Source organism: Providencia sp. 2024EL-00732 (genome assembly GCF_044006275.1).
Taxonomy (GTDB): Bacteria; Pseudomonadota; Gammaproteobacteria; order Enterobacterales; family Enterobacteriaceae; genus Providencia; species Providencia huashanensis.
Genome location: NZ_JBIPDG010000002.1, coordinates 282,125 through 304,394 on the forward strand (window position 1 = coordinate 282,125; position 22,270 = coordinate 304,394).

16 protein-coding genes are annotated in these 22,270 nt (G+C 41.3%); 3 read left to right on the plus strand and 13 right to left on the minus strand.

Annotation, left to right across the window (positions count from 1 at the left end; all coding sequences use genetic code 11):
• Nucleotides 1-24 precede the first annotated feature (24 nt).
• The 5 genes from ACHB7C_RS06415 to ACHB7C_RS06435 all read right to left on the minus strand — a co-directional run bounded on the left by ACHB7C_RS06415 (nucleotide 25) and on the right by ACHB7C_RS06435 (nucleotide 6,599).
• The gene (locus ACHB7C_RS06415) at nucleotides 25-1,365 is read right to left on the minus strand and encodes an MFS transporter (protein WP_071548650.1); all 1,341 of its coding nucleotides are present in this window, start codon (nucleotides 1,363-1,365) and stop codon (nucleotides 25-27) included.
• Between the two features lie 121 nt (nucleotides 1,366-1,486).
• Complete coding sequence (locus tag ACHB7C_RS06420) at nucleotides 1,487-2,671, minus strand: thiolase family protein (protein WP_071548651.1); 1,185 nt, start codon at nucleotides 2,669-2,671, stop codon at nucleotides 1,487-1,489.
• An 8-nt stretch (nucleotides 2,672-2,679) separates the two neighbouring features.
• Nucleotides 2,680-3,417 (minus strand): 3-oxoacyl-ACP reductase FabG, encoded by a 738-nt coding sequence (gene fabG / locus ACHB7C_RS06425; protein ID WP_071548652.1) that lies wholly within the window; start codon nucleotides 3,415-3,417, stop codon nucleotides 2,680-2,682.
• A 26-nt stretch (nucleotides 3,418-3,443) separates the two neighbouring features.
• Nucleotides 3,444-5,012: an acyl CoA:acetate/3-ketoacid CoA transferase gene (locus tag ACHB7C_RS06430; RefSeq protein ID WP_042845603.1), complete on the minus strand. Its 1,569-nt coding sequence runs from the start codon at nucleotides 5,010-5,012 to the stop codon at nucleotides 3,444-3,446.
• Between the two features lie 69 nt (nucleotides 5,013-5,081).
• On the minus strand, nucleotides 5,082-6,599 hold the full coding sequence (locus tag ACHB7C_RS06435; RefSeq protein ID WP_042845604.1) for a class I adenylate-forming enzyme family protein: 1,518 nt from the start codon (nucleotides 6,597-6,599) through the stop codon (nucleotides 5,082-5,084).
• A 486-nt stretch (nucleotides 6,600-7,085) separates the two neighbouring features.
• On the opposite strand from ACHB7C_RS06435, the gene yghU reads away from it, so the two are divergent.
• Nucleotides 7,086-7,928: a glutathione-dependent disulfide-bond oxidoreductase gene (yghU, locus tag ACHB7C_RS06440; protein ID WP_198860952.1), complete on the plus strand. Its 843-nt coding sequence runs from the start codon at nucleotides 7,086-7,088 to the stop codon at nucleotides 7,926-7,928.
• 57 nt (nucleotides 7,929-7,985) lie between these two features.
• On the opposite strand, the gene ACHB7C_RS06445 is transcribed toward yghU, so the two are convergent.
• The 3 genes from ACHB7C_RS06445 to ACHB7C_RS06455 all read right to left on the minus strand — a co-directional run bounded on the left by ACHB7C_RS06445 (nucleotide 7,986) and on the right by ACHB7C_RS06455 (nucleotide 11,377).
• Nucleotides 7,986-9,647, minus strand: coding sequence for an iron ABC transporter permease (locus ACHB7C_RS06445; protein WP_166685001.1), 1,662 nt, complete (start codon nucleotides 9,645-9,647; stop codon nucleotides 7,986-7,988).
• 72 nt (nucleotides 9,648-9,719) lie between these two features.
• A complete protein-coding gene (locus ACHB7C_RS06450; protein ID WP_370661197.1) occupies nucleotides 9,720-10,652 on the minus strand; it encodes an ABC transporter substrate-binding protein in 933 nt (310 codons plus the stop codon).
• 62 nt (nucleotides 10,653-10,714) lie between these two features.
• On the minus strand, nucleotides 10,715-11,377 hold the full coding sequence (locus tag ACHB7C_RS06455; RefSeq protein ID WP_048605956.1) for an ABC transporter ATP-binding protein: 663 nt from the start codon (nucleotides 11,375-11,377) through the stop codon (nucleotides 10,715-10,717).
• Nucleotides 11,378-12,079: 702 nt separating this feature from the next.
• Here ACHB7C_RS06455 and ACHB7C_RS06460 point away from each other — a divergent pair.
• Nucleotides 12,080-13,348, plus strand: coding sequence for a cytosine permease (locus ACHB7C_RS06460; protein WP_042845612.1), 1,269 nt, complete (start codon nucleotides 12,080-12,082; stop codon nucleotides 13,346-13,348).
• 70 nt (nucleotides 13,349-13,418) lie between these two features.
• Here ACHB7C_RS06460 and ACHB7C_RS06465 read toward each other — a convergent pair whose 3' ends face one another.
• Nucleotides 13,419-15,146, minus strand: coding sequence for a lysophospholipid acyltransferase family protein (locus tag ACHB7C_RS06465; protein ID WP_166685002.1), 1,728 nt, complete (start codon nucleotides 15,144-15,146; stop codon nucleotides 13,419-13,421).
• A gap of 595 nt (nucleotides 15,147-15,741) precedes the next feature.
• On the opposite strand from ACHB7C_RS06465, the gene ACHB7C_RS06470 reads away from it, so the two are divergent.
• On the plus strand, nucleotides 15,742-17,148 hold the full coding sequence (locus ACHB7C_RS06470) for a cytochrome-c peroxidase (protein WP_042845614.1): 1,407 nt from the start codon (nucleotides 15,742-15,744) through the stop codon (nucleotides 17,146-17,148).
• A gap of 62 nt (nucleotides 17,149-17,210) precedes the next feature.
• Here ACHB7C_RS06470 and dmsD read toward each other — a convergent pair whose 3' ends face one another.
• From dmsD to ACHB7C_RS06490, 4 genes are read right to left on the minus strand one after another with little or no spacing between them, the layout of a single operon-like run.
• A complete protein-coding gene (gene dmsD / locus ACHB7C_RS06475; protein ID WP_272678257.1) occupies nucleotides 17,211-17,846 on the minus strand; it encodes a Tat proofreading chaperone DmsD in 636 nt (211 codons plus the stop codon).
• Between the two features lie 57 nt (nucleotides 17,847-17,903).
• Nucleotides 17,904-18,755, minus strand: coding sequence for a DmsC/YnfH family molybdoenzyme membrane anchor subunit (locus tag ACHB7C_RS06480; RefSeq protein WP_042845615.1), 852 nt, complete (start codon nucleotides 18,753-18,755; stop codon nucleotides 17,904-17,906).
• Between the two features lies 1 nt (nucleotide 18,756).
• Complete coding sequence (locus tag ACHB7C_RS06485; RefSeq protein WP_042845616.1) at nucleotides 18,757-19,374, minus strand: DMSO/selenate family reductase complex B subunit; 618 nt, start codon at nucleotides 19,372-19,374, stop codon at nucleotides 18,757-18,759.
• A 14-nt stretch (nucleotides 19,375-19,388) separates the two neighbouring features.
• The gene (locus tag ACHB7C_RS06490) at nucleotides 19,389-21,833 is read right to left on the minus strand and encodes a DMSO/selenate family reductase complex A subunit (RefSeq protein WP_042845937.1); all 2,445 of its coding nucleotides are present in this window, start codon (nucleotides 21,831-21,833) and stop codon (nucleotides 19,389-19,391) included.
• Nucleotides 21,834-22,270: the final 437 nt, after the last annotated feature.

Consider the following 22,270-nt stretch of genomic DNA (forward strand, 5'->3'; position numbering starts at 1 on the left):
CCTATTGTAAATGGCGATGTTGTATTACTTTACTTGTATTGAGGTAGTAGCTTCCACTTTTGCACTATCCCCTATACTACCAGTATTGACCCGTGAGGCGATAATGGTGCCGATAACAAGTAAACCAACACCAAACCATAATCCAGATGTAGCAGTACCAGTATAGTCCTCAAAAAATCCGAGAATAAATGGGCCAAGAAAACCACCAAATAACCCCAGACAATTTAACAATGCCAAGCTACCTGCCAGCATACTGCCACTCATATAGGTTGGTGGAAGCGAGAAAATAATAGATTGGACAACAAAAAACATAAATGCGGTTAAACAGAATCCAATTAAACCGACAACAGGCCCGCCCATAGCGCCAATCACTAGTCCGATAGCCATAACAGCATAACCTGAAATTAAAATGCGCGATGAACGACGAGGTGTATTGGCTTTTCTTGCCACAAAAATGCCACCAATCGCTGCTGAGATCCAAGGTATAGCTGTTAATAACCCAATTTGAATTGGTGTTAACTTGCCATATTCTCCAATAATTGTTGGTAAGAAATAACTTAAGCCATAAACTGAAAATTGATGAGTAAAATAAATTGCGACAATCATCATGAAGGCTTTATTTTTAAATGCTGCCATCAGTGAAAATTTACTATTACTCACACTAATACTGTTTTTATCTTGTTCATGTTTATATTTAATATAATTGCGATCATCCTCATCTAACCATTTTGCATCTTCAGGTTTATTGGGTAAAACAAACCAGACAACAAAAGCTAAGATCACCGCAGGTAAACCTTCAATAACAAACATCCATTGCCAACCATGGAAACCTAATAAGCCATCCATACTTAATAATAAGCCACTTAACGGCGCACCGATAATATTGGCTAAACAGACACCAAGTAAAAATAGCCCTGTTGCTTTGGCACGCTCTTCTTGGCTAAACCAATATGTCATATACAAGATAACACCGGGATATAACCCTGCTTCAGCCGCACCAAGTAATAAGCGTAAAATATAAAATGAGGTAGGCCCGGTCACAAATGCCATCGCAGCAGATAATAACCCCCAAGTGATCATGATCCGTGTGATCCAAAACCGCGCTCCCACTTTTTCCATAATCAAATTACTTGGGATCTCAAGAATCGAGTAGGTCAGAAAGAACAGCCCTGCACCAATACCGAATGCAGTTGCTGACAGCCCTAAGTCAATTGACATGGCGTGCTTTGCCATCCCAATATTTGTTCGGTCAATAAAACTAATAATATAAGCTAAGATCAGTAAAGGCATCAGGTTGCGATATATCTTTGCGTTCGTTTTTTTACCCTGCGCAACATAATCTAAATTTGCATTTGTAGAAAACATAGATAAGATCCTCATGTTGTGGTGAAACAGGTATAGTTCTTCGTCATAAGTGACTTACCTGTTGTTATTACTTCAGCAACAGCCCGACGCCCCACGTCGGGCTTTCTGCTTGCAATATTTCTTATTCTTTTTCAAACAACATTGATATCCCTTGACCACCACCGATACACATGGTCACTAGCCCAGTAGAAACCTGACGACGCTCCATTTCGTACATTAATTTTACAGGTAGGATTGCTCCACTAGCGCCAACAGGGTGACCAAGGGCAATTGCGCCGCCATTCACATTGACTCGAGAACTGTCTAACGACAAATCATTCATCACTGCGATTGCTTGTGCGGCAAAAGCTTCATTTAACTCAATAAGGTCAATATCTTTGACGTCCATCTTGAGTTTATCCATCAAGCGGCGTGTTGCAGGTGCTGGGCCAAACCCCATAATGGCAGCCTCACAGCCCGCAACGGCCCAATCAACCACTTTCATTCTAGGTTTCAAACCCCGTTTTTCAGCTTCTTCGCGTCGCATCATGACTAACGCAGCGGCTCCATCATTAATCCCTGATGAATTAGCCGCAGTAATCACGCCATCTGCCTTAAATGCGGGACGTAATTTGGCAAGCTTCTCACGTGGTGTATCGCGCGGGTGTTCATCCGTATCAAAAATACGCGTTCCCTTACGCCCTTCTGCGATTTCAACTGGCAAAATTTGCGTTTGAAAATAGCCTTCTTCAATGGCTTTCAATGCTTTTTGCTGACTGTTCCATGCGAAATCATCCATTTCTTCACGGGAAATATGAAATTGCTCGGCCACATTTTCTGCGGTCATACCATTATGATATGGGCCTTCAGGCCAAGTAAGAATTGACGTTAAGCCATCTTCTAAAACATCATTCCCCATGCGATAACCGTAACGCGCTTTGCGCAGGTAATAAGGCAGCATGGTCATATTTTCTGTACCACAAGCCACAACCACATCTGATTGACCAGTTTGTAACAACATCATGCCATCAGCTAACGCTTGTAACCCTGAACCACATTGGCGATTAACAGAATACGCGGTCGTTTCTTTTGGTAAGCCTGCTCGCAATTGGCAAATACGGGCAATAAACCCACTTTCTGCGATTTGCCCCACATTCCCCACAATCACTTCATTAACATCTTCAGGGGCGATCCCTGCACGCTTTACCGCTTCACGAATAACTAACGCACCTAAATCATGTTGGTGAGTGTTCGCAAAGCTACCACCCATCGTCCCAATTGCCGTTCTCACACCACTTACAATCACAATGTCATTTGCTTGTTTCATATTTCCTCCTACAGCACCATGCCGCCGCCAACATTAATCACTTCGCCATTGATATAACGCGCTTTATCGGAAGCCAAAAATGCCACACATTGGCCGACATCACGCGGGTCGCCTGCAAAGCCTGCTGGAATTTTACTGATCATGATGTCCCACACTTTTTCGGGAACACCACGAGTCATATCGGTATCAATAAACCCTGGGCAAATCGCATTCACAGTGACCCCTTTACGTGCCAATTCGCGGCAGGCCGTTTTCGTTAGGCCAATGACACCTGCTTTCGATGCCGCATAATTTGCCTGCCCAACATTCCCTAACCAGCTTGCAGATGAAATATTTACAATGCGTCCGCTGCCTTGTTCGCGCATGAGTTTTGCAGCCTCTTGCATGCAATTAAACGTACCTTTTAGATTGATATCGATAACTTTATCCCAATCATCATCGGTTAATTTATGCAGCATGCCATCACGATTTATCCCTGCGTTATTGACTAATACATCAATGGTGCCAAAATGTTCTTTTGTCTTTGAAAACAACTCATTAACCTGGTCACGCTTCGATATATCGCATGGGATGAAAACAGCTTCATAACCCTTTTCTTGTAATTGCTTCGCACTTTCTTCGCCAGAGGACATCGAAAGGTCAGATATCACCACTTTTGCACCTTCTTCTGCCAATACTTGTGCAATGGCAAACCCTATCCCTCTCGCTGATCCTGTAACAATGGCAACTTTATTTTTGACTAACATGCGTAAATCCCTCTTTAATATTGAGACTATAAATATGAAATCAGATCAAAAGGCGCTTCTTTAAATAATGAAGAGCACATCACTTTTAAATCAGGGGAGATTTCTGGTACAAAATCCATATGAGCAAGAATGTCACGCTCAAGGTCAATTCCCGGGGCGATTTCTACTAACACAGGGACTTTCTCACCCAAGGTAAATACCGCACGCTCCGTGACAAAATGCATAGTTTGGTTAATCTGACGCGCCACATCTGCGTTCCAAGAAATCTGCCTAACGTTATCCACCAACTTGCGGATATCACCTTCACGAATAATCTTTAACTGCCCATTTTCACAACGAATATCTAACCCTTTAGCCGTAAATGTTGAGCAAAAAACGACGTGACGAGCATTCTGCGTGATATCGATAAACCCACCTGCACCCGGGCAAATATTGCCAAGCAAAGTAGCATTAACATGGCCACTGGCATCCATTTCCCCCGCGCCCATATAGGTGATATCTACCCCTGCACCGTTGTAATACAACATTTGGTCTTGGTGGCTGATCATGGCAGAAAGGTTGCGGCCAATACCAAAATCGATTCCCCCCGCTTGAACACCGCCCCAAATACCAGATTCCACAGTGATATCTACGCGTTTGGTCGCATTTTCTTCTTGGATAATTGAACCGATCACATCGTTAGGTATCCCTGTTCCTAAGTTGATCACACAGTTTTCCGTGAGATAACGGCAAGCGATGCGCCCGATCAACTTACGAATATCAAGAGGTAACGGCGTGGTTTGCTGCACTGGCGTTCGAATATCGCCGCACAATGTGGGATCAAAGAACCAACTTGAGGACTGACGATGATCTTCTTCAGGGTTATCACAAACCACAATATGGTCAATAAAACTGGCTGGAACAGTGACACGCTTCGGGTGCAAAGTCCCCTCTTCAACACAATACTTCACCTGAGCAATGACTTTCCCACCAAAGCGTTTTGCCGCTAAAACAGCATGCAATACCTCCAACGACATGGCTTCTTCATCTGTGGTCAAATTACCTTTAGTATCCGCATGTGTACCGCGGATCACGACAACATCCAATGGAATTTCGGGATACCATAACCACGCTTCCCCTTTGAAATTAACTTTCTCCACAAGGGACGGAAGCGCTAATGTTTTCGCATTCATTCTTCCCCCCTCTAAGTCAGGGTCGATAAAAGTCCCTAGCCCAACTTTGGACAAGCGCCCCGGTAGACCAGCCGCCATCGCACCATATAAATGCACCATCTGCCCTTGAGGAAGGCAGTAAGCCTCAACCTGATTATCGTTGATCATCTGCATCCAGCGAGGGGCTAACCCCCAATGTGAACCAATAATGCGTTTCACCATTCCTTGATGAGCAAAATGTTGATTACCCCGAATACGGTTACATTGCCCTGCCGCATGGACTAAAGTTAATTGTTTTGGAGAGCCTTCAGATAAAAAACGTTGCTCAATTGCCGATAAAATAGATTCAGCAGCACTCGTTAAGGTCATTCCCACAGTACAAACTGTATCGCCATCATTAATTAATTTAGCGGCTTCCTGTTTAGAGATAAATTTATTATTCATGATAAAAACCTGCCTAAAGGCTAATATTTCGTAGCCTTTTATTTGATTAATTAAAAACTAATTTAGATGTTAGTTATTTAAAGAGTAATATCGTTTTTTCAAATCTTTTTTACTTATTTTCCCATTCCAAGTTCTAGGAAAATTACGTGTAAATATAATTTTTATAGGAACTTTATAATTTGGAACCCGCTCCTTTAGCCATTCAATAACTTCTTTACTGGTTAAACACACTTGCATTTCTGGAATAATAAATGCGATCGGTTCTTCACCATAAATTGCGCTTTCTATAGGGATAACAGCAACCTCATTGACACCAGGGTAATTAGAAATAAGGTCCTCCATTTCAATGGAATATATTTTTTCACCACCTCGGTTAATCATATCTTTGATTCTATCTTGAATATAAAGGTAGCCCTCATCATCCATATAACCGATGTCCCCAGTAAAAAACCAACCATCTTTAAATGAAGATTTATTCGCAGGGCAATCAGGCCAATAACGCTGGATCACAACATCCCCTTTAACCCAGATATTACCGGTACTATTTGCGGGTTGATCATCACCTTTTTCATTACGGATCGCCACTTGAATCCCCGGTACCGGCGTACCAGAACTTGCTTTTTTATTACTGCTACGAATATCGTCACGGTAAACTGTTGCAGGAGACGATGTTTCCGTTAAGCCATATATAGAGTGAATAGATGTCTTTGAAAAAATATATGATAATTCTTTAATTGTGCCTTCATTTAAATGGCCCGCACCACATGCAATCATTCGCAATGTATTAAATCTTTCTAAATTGATACTTTTATTTTCTTTTATTTTTTGAATTAATAATATAAATACTGTTGGTGAACCATGTAAAAATGTTATATTCGACTTCGCAATTGTGGAAATAATCTCTTGTGCATTAAATTTTTTATGTAGATAAATTGTCCCACCAATATGAATAAATAAGGCTAAAATAGCTGAAAGCCCTGTAATGTGGTAAATAGGCACAGCAAGTATTGTTTTATCTTTCTCAGATAACTGTAATGTTTCCTGATATGCATATATTGCAGATAATATATTTTTATGGGTAATAACAGCACCTTTAGGGGCACCCGTTGTACCTGAAGTAAAAATAATTACAGCAGGGTCATCATTGTCAACCTGATTAATAAAGTTAATTTCATCAGTTAATGTTAAGGCACGCCATTGTGAAAGGCTCATACCTTTTACACTTAATGGAGCTAACCAAGGTTGATAACTGTCATCCCAAAAAATTGCCTTCGCATTGATATTCAGTACATGTTCTTTTCCTTCAAACTCTTTCATTTTAGTACTTAAAGGAATAACTTGCAGCCCTAACCCCACAGCAGCATAAAATAATTGGCAGAATTCAATGGTATTTCCCCAACCTAATACAATGCGGTCACCTTTATTCAATTGCAAACTGGATGTTAACCAATGCATCGTTTGGTTTACTTTAACCAGTAGCTGGTGATAACTCCAATTTTGCTCTTCAAATACAATGGCTATAGCATCTGGTTGTATTTTTGCTCTATTTAATAAGCTTTGATAAATATTTGAATTTGATGCAAGCATGAGACACTCCAACACAACTGAATATGGCTGATATACTATCAATGTATAAAATGCCACCTCATAAATTAGTGCCAATGTTCACATATTGTTCACACCTTTTTTTTATTTAAGTTAGCTATCTGCACAATCGGTTTGTTAATTATTTTTTACTTAAGTGCCTTTTTTGGCGTTAAAGATGATGATAAATTGAACTATTTGACTTTGGGTATGATTTTCAAACCTCAGTCTTAAGTATATTCATCCCATTTATTGACTCGCTATTGTGCGCATGAACAATCCCCCCACCTAAAGGTAATCTTTGTGTAAATGACTAACTGACTTTCTTAGGTGGCTATTTCATGCATTCTGTGCGGTTCAAGCACCTCCCGCAGTAAAATACGATAAAAAGGTGGCGAATTCATCGCAGATTGCTACAGTGAAGATCATTCAACATAAGATTATTGAAGAGAAAAATCGCCCCCTTTAAAACGGTTAAGGAGATAACTCATGGCAAACTCCCCTTATGTTCCCCCTAAAGTCTGGCAATGGGAACAAGGCAATGGCGGAAAATTCGCGAATATAAACCGCCCAATTTCTGGTGCTACTCACGAAAAGGCATTACCTGTAGGTAAGCACCCACTACAGCTATATTCCTTAGGAACGCCGAACGGACAAAAAGTCACTATCATGTTAGAGGAGCTACTAGCCCTTGGCATTAAAGAGGCAGAATACGACGCTTGGCTAATTAATATTGGTGAAGGCGACCAATTTAGTTCTGGTTTTGTTGAAGTTAACCCTAACTCAAAAATTCCCGCATTAGTAGATAGAAGCGGCGAAGAACCTATTCGAGTATTTGAGTCAGGTTCGATTCTGACGTATTTAGCCGAAAAATTTTCGGCGTTATTACCGACAGCCCAACCAGAGCGTGCCGAAACCTTCTCATGGCTATTTTGGCAAATGGGTTCAGCGCCTTTCGCAGGTGGCGGTTTTGGGCATTTCTATGCCTATGCTCCTGAAAAATTCGAATACCCAATTAACCGTTTTGCGATGGAAACCAAGCGCCAACTCGATGTATTAGACAAGCGCTTAGCCAACCATAAATATGTCGCCGGTGACAGCTATACGATTGCAGATATTGCAATTTGGCCATGGTATGGTGCTCTAGTAAAAGGCTGGTTATACGATGCGGCTGAGTTTTTATCTGTCCATGAATATAAAAATGTTATTCGTTGGGCCGATGAAGTTTATGCACGCCCAGCCGTGCAACGTGGACGCCGAGTGAACCGTCTACAAGGTGACCCGGCACAACAAGTCCGCGAACGCCACGATGCGAGTGATATTAGCGAGTAATGTATTAAATGACTCTTGCGCGCAAGTAAGTACTCACAAACTTACTTGCGCTTTATTTTATGACTTTCTGCTATATCGCTGTTCTACCCATTGTGCGCACAGCATTAAGCTTAAGCTAATTAATACCGCCAAACAGGCCATTGCCATCCCACTACCTATCGAGCCTTGTTCAAACTGACGCCAAACAAAAATAGATACGGTTTGCATACCCGCTGGGGCTAGCAATAATGAAGAAACTAACTCTCGAGAAGCCACGGCAAAAACTAACATCATGGCTGCGACTAAACTCGGTAATACCAACGGGAAAAGTACCAAACGTAATGTCGTGATAGCTGAAGCACCATGTACCCTTGCAGCATCCGTTAAACTTCCGCCGATTTGGGTTAATGCGGCACTGCAATAACGTACAGGGTAAGGAAGAAGCAAACAACTATAAGCAAGTAGTAAGATCCCCCATGTATGATAGGGTGTTATAGGCCAAAAGGGCTGGTTCCAAGCCAAAATCATCCCTACCGCAATAACAATGCCAGGAATAGAAATTGGCAGTAAAGAAAGCGCATCGATAACAGCGGCACCACGAATACGTTGTGATACAACGATCCAAGCCGATAAGAAACCTAATATCCCTGTCAATATTGCTGTTACAGTCGCTAAAGAAACGCTGGTCAACAATGCTGAAAGAGCCTCTGTTTGCGAGTCAATTAGCCCTGAGAAATGCCTTAACGTCAGGTTATCCCAAGCCAATCCACCTGAAACCGTGGCGGAAAATGCAGTACCAAACATCGCTAATAAAGGCATTCCCACCGCCAAAAAAGCAGTAAATGTAAATATCCCAACAACTGGCCAACGCCAGCCACCTAACGAGCGAGTCACTTGTGCTGCCGCTTTTCCTGTCGTCGTGACAACATTTTTCCCAGAAACAATAGAACGCTGTAAGGTATAAGCCAAAATTGCCATACTCGCCAGCACCAGTGATAACGATGCTGCACCGGGTAAATCAATTGGCCAATCCGCTAAGCGTTGTTCAATATCCGTTGTTAATACTCGAATACCATTAGGCGCACCAATTGCTGCTGGGATACCGTATTCTTCAATCGCTAGAGTAAAAATGAGTAGTAACCCAGCGGCAATCGATGGTAATGATAACGGCAACGTCACTTTAAAAAAGGCCTGCCAAGGGGTAGCGCCATGAACCTGAGCCACATCAGCAAGTCTATTACCATTCGCAGCCATGCTTCTCGATACGGCAAAATATAATACGGGGAATAAATTTAAAGCCATAATCCCCATCATGCCACCTAATGAGAAAATAGCACTTCCTGGGCTCAGACCAAAAAGCTGCTGAGAATAGCCATTGGGTTGCAGAGTTAACATCCATGATAACCCCGCAATATAAGGTGGTATCAAAAAAGGGATTAGAAACAGTAAATCCCAGCCTTTTGCGAAAGGGATATTAAATAAGCCTCGTAGTGCCCCTAAAGGGATAGCAATCATTGCGCTGATGGCAGCGACCCCACCACCTAACAACAAAGTATTTTGCAATAACAGTGGAAGCTCTGGCTCATTCAGTAAATGAATAATTGGTTCGAATGGTTGTTCAAATATTCCCTGCCCTAATTGGGGGAAAACCGCCTGTAAAATAATGAAGCTCAAAGGGATCACGACTAAAATGATTAATGCAATGAGCACCAATAAAGGTAAAAAACGAATTTTTATCATTAGAAACAACACTCCTGCCGGGTATTATGCATACCCAGCGGTTTGCTAATTAAAATTACCTTGTTGCATTATTTAACGGAAAAGTGCGCTTAAACGCGTTAGCACTTCACTACGTTCTGCGTTATCTACTGTTGCTTCTGGTAATAATTTGAGTGTTGAAAAATCAGGCCGCTTCCCTTCAATATCAGCCCTAGCAGGCATTAACCAAGCGTTAGCGACTATCGTTTGCCCTTCTGGAGATAATACATAATCAATGAAGGCTTTGGCTTCATCAGGTTGCTTAGTACTGTTTAAAATCATCATCGGGCGAGGCGCAATTACCGTACCGCTACTAGGGAAAATGACTTCAATCGACTCACCATTGGCAATACTGCTATATGCCACATAGTCTACCGCACCAAATACTGCCGCTTTTGCCCCTTGCAATACAGGAGTCAGCGCCTGCGCATTCGGCCCAGAAATCACCATTCCATTGGCTTTTAATTCAGAAAATAATGTCCAAGCAGCCTGTTGTTTGGCATTTTGTAACCCTAAGACTAAATCTAATGATGCACCAGAAAGTGCAGGGTCAGGCATCGTGACTTTATCTTTAAAAGCAGGTTGAGCAAGATCCTGCCAATCTGTAGGTTTTGGTGTGCCACTTTGGCTATTCCACACAATACCCAATGCAGAAACACCTTGGGCGACATAATAAGGTGTTTTAAAACGTGCAGGCACTTGCTGGGCATTTGCGCTTTCATAAGGCAACAGCCAACCTCTTTGTTGCAAATCCTCTGCCGTATCCCATGATGCAGAAATCAACACATCAGCACGGGGATTCGCTTGTTCAGCTTCAAGCCTTGCCATTACTTTCCCGGTTGTTGCTTGAAAAACATTCACTTTAGTGCCTGTTTGTTTTTCAAACCCCGCCGCCAATTGTTTCGCCATAGCACCAGGCCCTGCGGTGTAAACCGTAATTGCTTGGGAAGGAATGGAAAATAATGCACAGGAAAGGCCAAGACTCATTGTGATACCCTTTAGTGAAAATCGGTTCTTTGACAGTAAATTTTGCATAGCGGTCTCTCTCTTCATAATGTGGTCAAACTTTCAATATTTCCATTGCGCATATGTGCAACTTGATGTGCTAGTGCATTAGCCTCTGCGGGGTCATGTGTTACGTATACAGCGGTAGTCCCTAATGCTCTTAGTAATTGAGCCATTTCTGCGCAAAGTGATTGGCGTAATGCAACATCAAGATTTGACAAAGGCTCATCGAATAACAAAATTTTAGGCTCAGCAATAATGGCACGAGCTAAGGCAACACGTTGTTGCTGTCCCCCTGATAAATCAGCGGGTTTCCGCTTAGCAAAATCCACTAACCCCACACGCTTTAAAGCTTCCATAACATGATTTTCGATTTCTGGACGACTGAAACCGCGCATACGCAAAGGGAATGCCACATTTTGAAATACGCTCATATGCGGCCATAACGCATAATCCTGAAATACCATGCCAAGATTGCGCTTTTCAGGAGGAACAAGGCGTTGAGAATTCGCCACCAGTTGATCACCAAAATAAATCGCACCGCCAGAAGGTTGTAATAAACCCGCTAATAATTTAAGCAAAGTACTTTTACCGCAACCAGAAGGCCCTAATAGCGCAAGGATCGTGCCTTTTTCTACAGATAAATCGATGCCATTTAGTACATATTGGTGTGAAAATGCCTGAGATAAACGTTGAATTGAGATCATCGGTAAGCCCCCCGTTTCCTGCCTACATGGCAAAAGACAGGGAGACTCACTCAAGGAAGAGAGAGTTTGTCGCATAACTATTTGTATCCTCTTTGGGACTTAATCGTTATGGATGATGCTACGGCTTGAATACGTCAAATTGATGACAATTTTATGATTGGATGATGACAGCCTAATTCATGCAAAGATCGCATTTTCATATGGCATCATAAAAAATTAATATTCCATTTTGACAGAATAAAAGTACTTTTTACGAATTAAAAGAAACATAAAAAACACAGTTAAATAACAATAAGAAAACACGCAATTTGATATTAATCACAATTTAAACATTATTATTTAATGAGAGTAATATTAACTCTAATGAATTTTTTACAAACCATCTAAAAACAATATTAATTTCTTATTTAATGATGTTAGCAATCACATAAAACCTTGTTTATTGAAAAAAGATCAACAATCACCCACCTTATTGATGAATTAATTTCAAATGGATTCTATTCACTACTGACTATTGATATGCTTGATTTATCATAAAAAAACCAAGAAAAACATTTTTATTACAAGTTAATAAATTTATTTATTAACAATAGATTCTATTTCGCCATTATTAATAAACCATAAATATTAGAACAATAAATATTTAAAAATTTATTTTTATAGGTACTCCAATTATTTTTAATAAAATGAGGTTCACCTAATATGTCAAATAAAGAAAAAGAAAATGCTCTATTAGATTCCGAATATGAACATGTCCCAGTCCCTATTGAACATCGAAAAAGCTTTGCCTCCGTTTCTGCCGTTTGGTACAGCTTCCCTCTAGTATTAACCAGCGCAGTGATTGGCGGTGTCGTTACAGCAATGCTTGGTTTCAAAATGGGGGTCACTGCAATCCTCGTGGGTAATTTACTTTTATGTTTAGTTATTGGTTCCTTAAGTTATTTAGCAGGAAAAACCGGGGAAAACTTTGCTATTTCGGCTAAAAAAACATTTGGACAGCGTGGATATATTGCAGTTTCAGGGTTGCTGGCAACCGTCGTTATAGGTTGGTTTGCTCTGATGGTTGGCCTAACTGGCGACACAATGTTTCGTTCATTTGGACAGAACCTATTACTGATGACTATCTTAGGTGGTGTGCTTTATGTTGGAGCCACATTCATAGGCATAAAAGCATTAGCCTTTCTAGGCTATATTGCAGCCCCGATGTATTTAATCCTCGGCATTATTTCTGTTGTTATTGCTATGAAAAATGGCTCATCAGATATTATTAATTATCAGCCTGCGGTTGGTGCTGGCGTACTTTCATTCGGTGTCGCTGTAACGATGATCTTCTCCACCTTTACCGATTCAGGTACTATGACCGCAGATTTCACCCGCTGGGCAAAAAATGGTAAACAAGGTTTTTTAGCTGCATTTACCGCCTTCCCAATTTCCAAGTTCTTTGCAGAAGTGATTGGCGCAATAATTGTAGCCACCGGAGTGGTATTGCACCCAGAAGTGACTGGCGGAGATTTTATTACTATCCTAGCCAATGCTAGCCCGTTACTTTCTATTTTGGCTATCATTTTTGTTTTTGTTAACTTAGGCGTGGGCTGTACTCATTGTTTATACAATGGTGCTGTTGGTTGGTCACATATTACAAAAGGAAAAATGAGAACCTTAACGATTATCCTTGGTGTGATTGGGATTATCGTTGCGGTGACAGGGATTTGGAATGCATTCCAAACTTGGTTAAATTTACTTGGATTGATTGTTCCACCTATTGCGGCAATTATTATCATGGACCAATTAGTCTTAAAAAGAAAAAACGATGAGTCAAAAAATTGGCAACCTTTAGCTTTTATCTCTTGGATATTAGCATCAGGAATTGCATTAATTGTGAATGCCTACGCTCCTGAGTTATCAGTCGTGGTTGCAGGGTTAATATCTTCTTCGCTCATCTACCTTATTGGCCATAATTTCACTAAATAGATAAACACAATTGGGGGAGAACTATTCCCCCAATCCCCCTCTCAAATCGGATTCATTTAATTATGATTCATTACAATGATGTGGCGACTCTTTTCCCTGTTAAATGTCCCCCCACATACCGTTGATAGCGTGTAGGCTTTAATTTAGTTAAGTCGACTAATATCAAACCATCAACACAGTCATTAAAAGCTGGGTCTGAACCAAAATCCATAAACTGTACGCCCCCAGGCTCACACAGTTCTGTATATTGCTTATAAAGTGTCGGAATCGAACAACCGATATTATTGAGTAAGCTCTTTAATTTAATTAAATCTTCTTGGTAGTTATCTCCCGCAAATTGGGCAAGCACTTGCGGTAAGGAAGCGGGATAAGGCTGGCGTGATTGTGCCATTGTCTGTTTTGCAGAAAAATAGAGCCGATAAAATGCAATTAATAAATCCCTTGCAGCTACTGGCATCGCACCAGAAATAGACACTGGACCAAATAAATAACGATATTGTGGGTACTTGGCTAAATAGGCGCCTATTCCCAACCATAAATAATCTAAACCTCGTTTGCCCCAATATTTAGGCTGAATAAAACTTCTTCCTAACTCAATCCCTTGAGCAAGAATAGGTAACATTTTTTGGTCATAGTGAAATAAGCTATAACTGTAAATACCGGCTAACCCTTTCACAGCCAATTGTTTCTCAGTTGGGATAAAACGATAGGCACCCACAATATCCAGCTCATCTTCATCCCAAAGGATCAGATGACAATAGTCATCATCGTAGCTATCTAAATCACGACGTTTTCCAGACCCTTCACCGACAGCGCGAAAAGCAATTTCCCGTAATCGGCCTAACTCACGAAGTATAGGCGACCTGATATCTTGATTTCGTTGATAAAGATAAATCATTTTGCCATCAGGCAATATCCCCAAATGCTCGCAAGCAACTAACGCTTTTTTTAATTCTGAACGGTCTTCAGGTAGTGCAATGGCTGATTCACTAGTAAATAACCCCGCTTTACCCTTACCCAGTAAATACACATGACGACGAAATCGTTCTGCTAATTCATGAGCCTTCATATGCCCATTATGCCAATGTGTAAATGGTATACGCCCACCAATCCGTATTTTTATTTGTTTACCTTGTTGCTTAAACATTTCCCTGACTAACATTAACGTTGATAAAGGGCGATAAACCATCGAGGTGAGATAAAATAAATAACTATTACGCCCTTGAACATGAATGGGAACAATAACAGCCCGGGCTTTCGCTGCTAAACGCAAAAAACCACTACGCCAATGTCCATCACGTATACCTTTGCGGCTAACCCTAGAAACCTCCCCCGCAGGGAAAATAATCAAAGCCCCTTGGTTATTCAAATGTTGTTGCATATTGGAAACTTGTTGGCGACTAGTTCTACTCTTTATATTGTCAACAGGAATAAACAAGCTACTTAGTGGCTCAATATAACTCAGAAATTGGTTAGCTACGATTTTAACGTCGGGACGAACTGTAGCCACCGCTCGTAATATCGCGAGGCCATCCAAAGAACCAATCGGGTGATTTGCCACTAAAACAACTGGCCCCTGAGTAGGGATATTTTCTAAATCTCTTTCGGCAAATTCACTGCGAATATCAAAGTACTCCATAACCTGTTCTATCAGGTCAAAACCTTTTAAATGTGGGTAATTAAGCGCAAATTGATTAAATTCCTTTTCGAAAAGCAAGCGCTTCAATATACGACGCTTCCATACTGAAGGTAGCTGCTGTGGGTAAATATCGTGGAGCAAGGTATCGACACTAAACATAATGCTATCTCCTAGCTTAGTTACAAGGAACTTAAGTCAGGCTCATGACAATGAAATGTCTTTTTTATGACAAAATAATGAAGCGATAAAAAAAGATAATGTCAGTGGGGGTTAATAAATATATTTTACAATTATTCCGATACAACAATAACGAGAGAAAATAGAATTTATTTTAAAAATTAGAAAAAATTTACATATTATATTCAATATTAAAATATGCATTTAATTTACAACAATATCAAAAAAGCATAAAAATATATTTTTCTACTTGCATTTACTTAGATTAATTAAAAATAAAGGGGAAGCCATCATTAAAGGTAACTTGTTTTTAATATTTAGACTTTCTCACATCATGATGTAAGCCACAAATTAATTCACATATAATTCAATCAAGTACAATAATTAAAATTGATTATTTTTCTTTTTAGTTTGATTGATAGGCAAATCTTATTTCAGCAATCGTTTAAACCGATGGCCATCGTTGATAAAAATCAAGAACCTTTCAGCTTTATTTATCCATCATAGTCCGGCTGTAGAATTATATTAATTAAAAATATTTAAATATATTTGACCGCAATCTTCCAAGGATAGTGTAATGAAAAAGCTTACTCGCATTACGGTCGCTGTCATATTTTTGCTTTTACTCGGATATTTTGGGTTATCTGGTTACGTTTGGTATCACGATAATCAACGTAGACAAAATAATGACATTCAGACATCTAAAATTGCAGAAAATAATCAAGTCCTCCGTTTTTTTGACGAAAAAGGATGCGATTACTGCCATACTCCATCAGCTGATTTACCCGCCTATGCATCATTCCCCATCGCAAAACAATTGATGGAATATGATATTCAACTCGGCTATAAATCATTTAACCTCGAAGCCGCACGCGCTGCTCTTATCGCTGGAGAACCTGTTCCACAAAGTGAATTAAACAAAATTGAGTGGGTTATGCAGAACCACACGATGCCGCCAACTCGCTATGTCGCACTTCATTGGGCGAGCAGTGTCAGTGATGAAGAACGAACTAAACTTCTTGATTGGATAGCCAAGCAACGAGCAGAACATTACGCAAGTGAAGATATGGCTGCTGAACATCGTAATGAACCAATCCAGCCTATTCCCAAATCACTGGAAGTCGATGACAAAAAAGTCGCTTTAGGTTTCCGCCTCTACCATGATGCGCGTCTATCTGGCGATAGTACTATCTCTTGTGCCCATTGCCATGCGTTAAATGCCGGCGGGGTTGATGGTCGTAAAACATCAATTGGTGTTGGCGGTGCAGTAGGACCTATCAATGCACCAACGGTATTTAACTCCGTATTTAACGTTGAGCAATTCTGGGATGGACGAGCACCTGACTTACAAGCTCAAGCCGGTGGGCCGCCATTAAACCCAATTGAAATGGCCTCAAAATCTTGGGATGAAATCATTGTTAAATTGGATCAGGACCCTGTTTTAAAAAGCGATTTCAATGCCGTCTATCCTGAAGGTTTTACAGGCGATACCATTACCGATGCCATTGCCGAGTTTGAGAAAACATTAATTACCCCGGATTCTCCATTCGATAATTGGTTAAGAGGTGATAACGGTGCACTGACCGCTCAACAATTACATGGCTACCAACTATTTAAAGAGAATAAATGTGCAACTTGCCATGGGGGAATTATTCTCGGCGGTCGCTCTTTCGAACCTCTAGGCTTGAAGAAAGATTATGAATTCGGTGAAATAACTGCACAAGATATTGGCCGTATGAATGTGACTTCCGATGAACGCGATAAGCTACGTCAGAAAGTCCCAACACTGCGTAATGTCGAGCTAACCGCACCTTATTTCCACCGTGGTGATGTGGCAACCTTAGACGAAGCCGTTAAACTGATGCTGCGTTATCAAGTGGGTAAAGAACTCCCACAAAAAGATGTCGATGATATTGTGGCCTTCTTGAAAAGTTTAACGGGTGTGTATACACCTTATGTACAACAAGGCGAAACAACACCCTAAGCTACAATAACAATTAATAGAAACCAATAGCACCAACCCTATAACTGGATGGTGCTATTTTTTTACTCGGCGTTTTCCTTGTAATACACTGTTTTTGCTAAAACAGGCTGTGTGATTTGTTGCTGATAGCCAGCAAGCGTCTCTTTGGTCAATTTCGCTACTGCAATATAAAAAGCACTGTCTGCTGTATCCGCTAAAGTATCCAAAAAATGTTCAGACCAAGGTAAAAGATGCCACGCGAGTAGCTCTTCAAGATCGTCTCGCCTATTTTGCTCTGCTAACCAAGCCGCTAACATCAAGACCAAGCCAATATGGTCTTCAGGCTCTTTTTGGGTCGTCACAGGTTCAATGCCTTTTGTACGCATCCATTGACGAAGCTCAACAGTTGAATCACCGAAAATAATATTTTCTTTATCTAACCAAACTGAGCCCCAAGGGGGAGCTGGTAAAGCATAAGGCCCGATAAATAAACGCTGCCAGGCTTCGTTCAAGGGTTCTTCATCGTGAATACTGGACTGAAAAAATTGACTTATGGTAGTTAAAGACGGTAAGTCAAATGGCCATTCTTCATGCCATGTCGGTTCCTGCAAAATAGCAACAATATCCGTATTATTTTCACTATCTGGGGCGAAATAAAATAAAGAACCGAGAACGCGTCCAGTAATTGCTACCTGTTCAAGAAATCGCATGTCTTGCATATTCATTGTCTCTGCGGTGGTCAGCGTAGGGACCCCCCTACGCTGAAAAGTTTACTATTAAGCAACAGCCATACCGACTGTCATATGTAAACCATAGAATAGTCCACGTCCAATCAATTCACCAAACAACACCAATAATGTGCCGATCAACAAACTTACCGCAGAAGGTTGACTTTGACGGAAAATTGGCAAGATCCACAACAACAAGCCAAGGCTTGTAGCCACTAAACGGATCATTTGCAATAAGCCGTAGTCAGGGACTAAATCACTCGCTTTTTGTACTGAGCTAGCGATTAGCGCTATTTCACCACTTTGTAGTAACACCGATGCGATAGTCACAATATAGGCAATAATACTGATTGCCGCTAACTTACCGCTATGAAGGGGAAATTTAGCGATTCGCAGTAACAATGTCCCTAAGATAGGTCCCACCACAAACACCGTCATAAAGAAGCCGATAGTGGTATGTGGCGTGTCCCATGTAGGTACAGTACTAATCATATAGACGCGAGTCATAGCCCAGACAAAGACTAACCCCATTAGCATTGTAAGGATCAACCAAATTTTGCCTAACCCCTCAGGCATTTTCTTCAGCGCAGATAGCAGCCACCAAAGCCCCCCGAGGGCAAAAAAGATTGAACCAAACAGCACTTCATTACTTAATGAAGATGCAAATACACGGTTCATCGAGTTAAAGGCCCGTAATGGTGACCCCATATGCATCATAGAGGCTAAGAAGCCTAGCCCCATTAGCACCCATAGCACTAGCATGGCATTAACAATGCGCTGTTTTTGCTGTTTATCATCAGTCGATAGCCATGCAAGTCCGGTCACAATCGCACCACCTGCTATACTTTGGCCTAAAACGGTGAATAAAATCAGCGGCCATTCATGTAATCCGTTGCCCATCTTAGACCTCCCGTGGATTGGCTAAATGACCCGTCGTATCATTGACAGGGCGACTATTGGCGTTAGGTTTAATCACAATATTTGGCTTGGTATAATGCGCTTCAGGTAATGGCGCTATCTCAGCCAAATTGCCGTGAGTTTTACGTAACTCGTCAATAGGACCAAAATCGAGGGCTCGCAGTGGGCAAGATTCTGCACAAATCGGTTTTTTCCCTTCTGCCACTCGCTCATAACAGCCATCACATTTTGTCATATGACCTTTTTCCGCATTAAACTGCGGTGCACCATAAGGACAAGCCATATGGCAATAACGGCAGCCAATACAGACACTTTCATCTACGACCACAAAGCCGTCTTCACGTTTATGCATCGCACCACTCGGGCACACCTTGACACACGCAGGGTCTTCACAGTGGTTGCAGGAGATTGACAGGTAGTAACTAAAGACGTTTTGATGCCATACACCGTTATCTTCTTGCCAATCTCCCCCTGTGTACTCGTAAATACGTCGAAAATTCACTTCAGGAGATAAATTTTTGTAATCTTTACAGGCTAATTCGCATGTTTTACACCCCGTACAACGGGCTGAGTCAATATAAAAACCATATTGGGTTGTCATGATTTATCTCCTCCCTATACCCTAGCCACTTCAACAAGATTACTGTGCTGAGGGTTACCCTTTGCCAGCGGTGACGGACGCTGCGTGGTCAATACGTTAAGGCTCCCACCGTGGTCTATCTTGTTTTCATCTGGTGCATACCAAGCCCCTTCCCCCATCGCCACCACCCCCGGTATAATCCTTGGTGTTACTTTGGCATTGATATGAACCTCACCCCTATCATTAAAAATACGCACCATATCGCCATTTTTGATGTTGCGACGTTTTGCATCAATCGGGTTAATCCACATCTCTTGTAAACAAGCTGCCTTAAGCACATCGACGTTGCCATAAGTTGAGTGAACTCGTGATTTATAGTGAAAACCACTAAGTTGCAAAGGATACTTATCCGTAAGTTTGTCATCATGGCTTTCAAAGCCAGGAGAATACATTGGGAGAGGAGAAATCAGGTCGCCTTCATCCAATGTCCATGTCTTCGCGATATCCGCTAAGCGTGATGAATAGATCTCAATTTTGCCCGATGGCGTATTTAGTGGGTTAGCAATAGGGTCTTGTCGGAAGGCTTGGTGTGCCACCACATGTCCCTGCGGATTCATTTTTTTGTAGATCCCTTGTCGCTGGAAGGTCTCAAAATCAGGGAGTTCTGGCAGTTTTTCTCTTGAAATTTCATATAAATGGCGTAACCACTCTTCTTGTGTTCGCCCTTCGGTAAATTTCTCTTCCACCCCCATACGACGTGCAATTTGCGTACACATTTCGTACACAGTTTTACTTTCAAAGCGAGGTTCAATTGCCTGACTGGCAAAAATGACATAGCCCATATTACTGGCAGCACCATCTAAACAAAAATCCATTTGTTCCGAGGCCGTACAGTCTGGCAGGACTAAGTCTGCATATTTTGCCGAAGCCGTCATATGATTATCAATCACAACAATCATTTCACACTTTTTATCATCCTGAAGAATTTCATGTGTTTTATTAATATCTGAGTGTTGATTGATTAAACTGTTACTCGCGTAGTTCCAAATAAATTTAATTGGCACATCTAGTTTGTCTTTACCCCGAACACCATCGCGAGTTGCGGTCATTTCAGGGCCGCGTTCAATAGCATCTGTCCATAAGAATACAGAGATACTGGTTTTAACTGGGTTTTCAAGGGTTGGCATGCGTTCAAATGGAATATCGTAATTCCCTTCGCGGGCCCCTGTATTCCCCCCGCTAATTCCCACATTGCCAGTCAAAATCGGCAACATCGCAATAGCTCTCGCTGTCTGCTCACCATTTGAATGGCGCTGAGGCCCCCAACCTTGGCTAATATAAGCTGGTTTTGCTGAACCGATTTCACGCGCGAGTTTAATGATTTTATCTGCCGGAATACCGGTGATTTGCGCAGCCCATTGTGGTGTTTTTTCTACACCATCATCCCCTTGACCTAAAATATACGCTTTATAGTGGCCATTTTTCGGCGCATCCGCAGGGAGGGTTTTCTCATCATACCCAACGCAGTATTTATCTAAGAAAGGTTGGTCAACCATGTCTTCTGTGATTAACACATGAGCAAGCCCCGCGACCAATGCAGCATCAGTACCAGGTCGGATCGGTATCCATTCATCTTCGCGCCCTGCTGCCGTATCAGTATAGCGAGGGTCAATAACAATCATGCGTGCATTCGAACGCTCACGCGCTTGCTCTAATTGATAAGTAATACCACCACCGCTCATTCGCGTTTCAGCTGGGTTATTACCAAATAGCACCACTAACTTAGAGTTTTCGATATCAGAAACACTGTTTCCCGCCCCACTGCCATAGGTATAAGGCATCGCACAGCTAATTTGTGCCGTACTGTATGTACCATAGTGGTTTAAATAACCACCTGTACAATTCATTAGGCGTGCAATAGGTGAGTTGGCCGGCGGCCACGAACGAGCAACCGTCCCCCCTAGAGTCCCCGTACCATAGTTCAAATAGACCGCTTCATTACCGTAATCGGCAATGATACGTTTTAGATTGTCACTGATTAAATCGTAGGCCTCTTCCCAACTAATTTGCTTAAACTTCCCCTCACCTCGCGCACCAACACGCAACATTGGGTATTTCAAGCGGTCAGGGTTATACACACGGCGTCGCATAGAGCGGCCACGTAAACACGCTTTTACTTGATGTTTGTCCCCGTAAACATCATCGCCTGTGTTGTCGGTTTCGACATACTTAATTTCACCGTCGACCACATGCATCCGTAACGGGCAACGGCTACCACAGTTAACCGTACATGCGCTCCAAACAATTTTTTCCTTGGGTGTCATTGTTTGTGATGCAGTTTCATTCGTATTCGCGGCACTGCAAAAGGGTAAACTTAATGCACCACTGGCAAGCGCTAGCCCACCTGCAGTACCTGTTTGCATTAATTTCCTACGGCTGATTTCCGATTGGAGCAACCTATCAGATAATGCTTTATCCATATCTGCCTCACTTAACATTGCTTCTTAAAGTTTAAATAGCTTTATTAAAATTTTTTTGTATTTAGCTAAGTTATGTAATTTCAATGGTTATTCTATAGACAGGTCAGAATGGAGCCTTGTGCGCGATCAATAATCCATTACAAAATGTAAGGTTTATTGACACAAAAAATAACTAAAGTTAAATTTATAAAGTTAATCCACTTTCTGTTAAAAAGTTAATTTAATCTCGATTAATCTATTACCTTTATTAAGAAGTATTAGTTAATATGCCTAACTATACATTTAATTTAAGTCAATTGATTTTATTTTAGATAACTATTAGAATAAAAAAATATAAGAACCCACCTCAATATTAAATTTTATTTCATTGTGCAAATGAACAAATGATTTAACAATTGAATATATAATAAACATTGCCATCTTCACATTATTCCAGC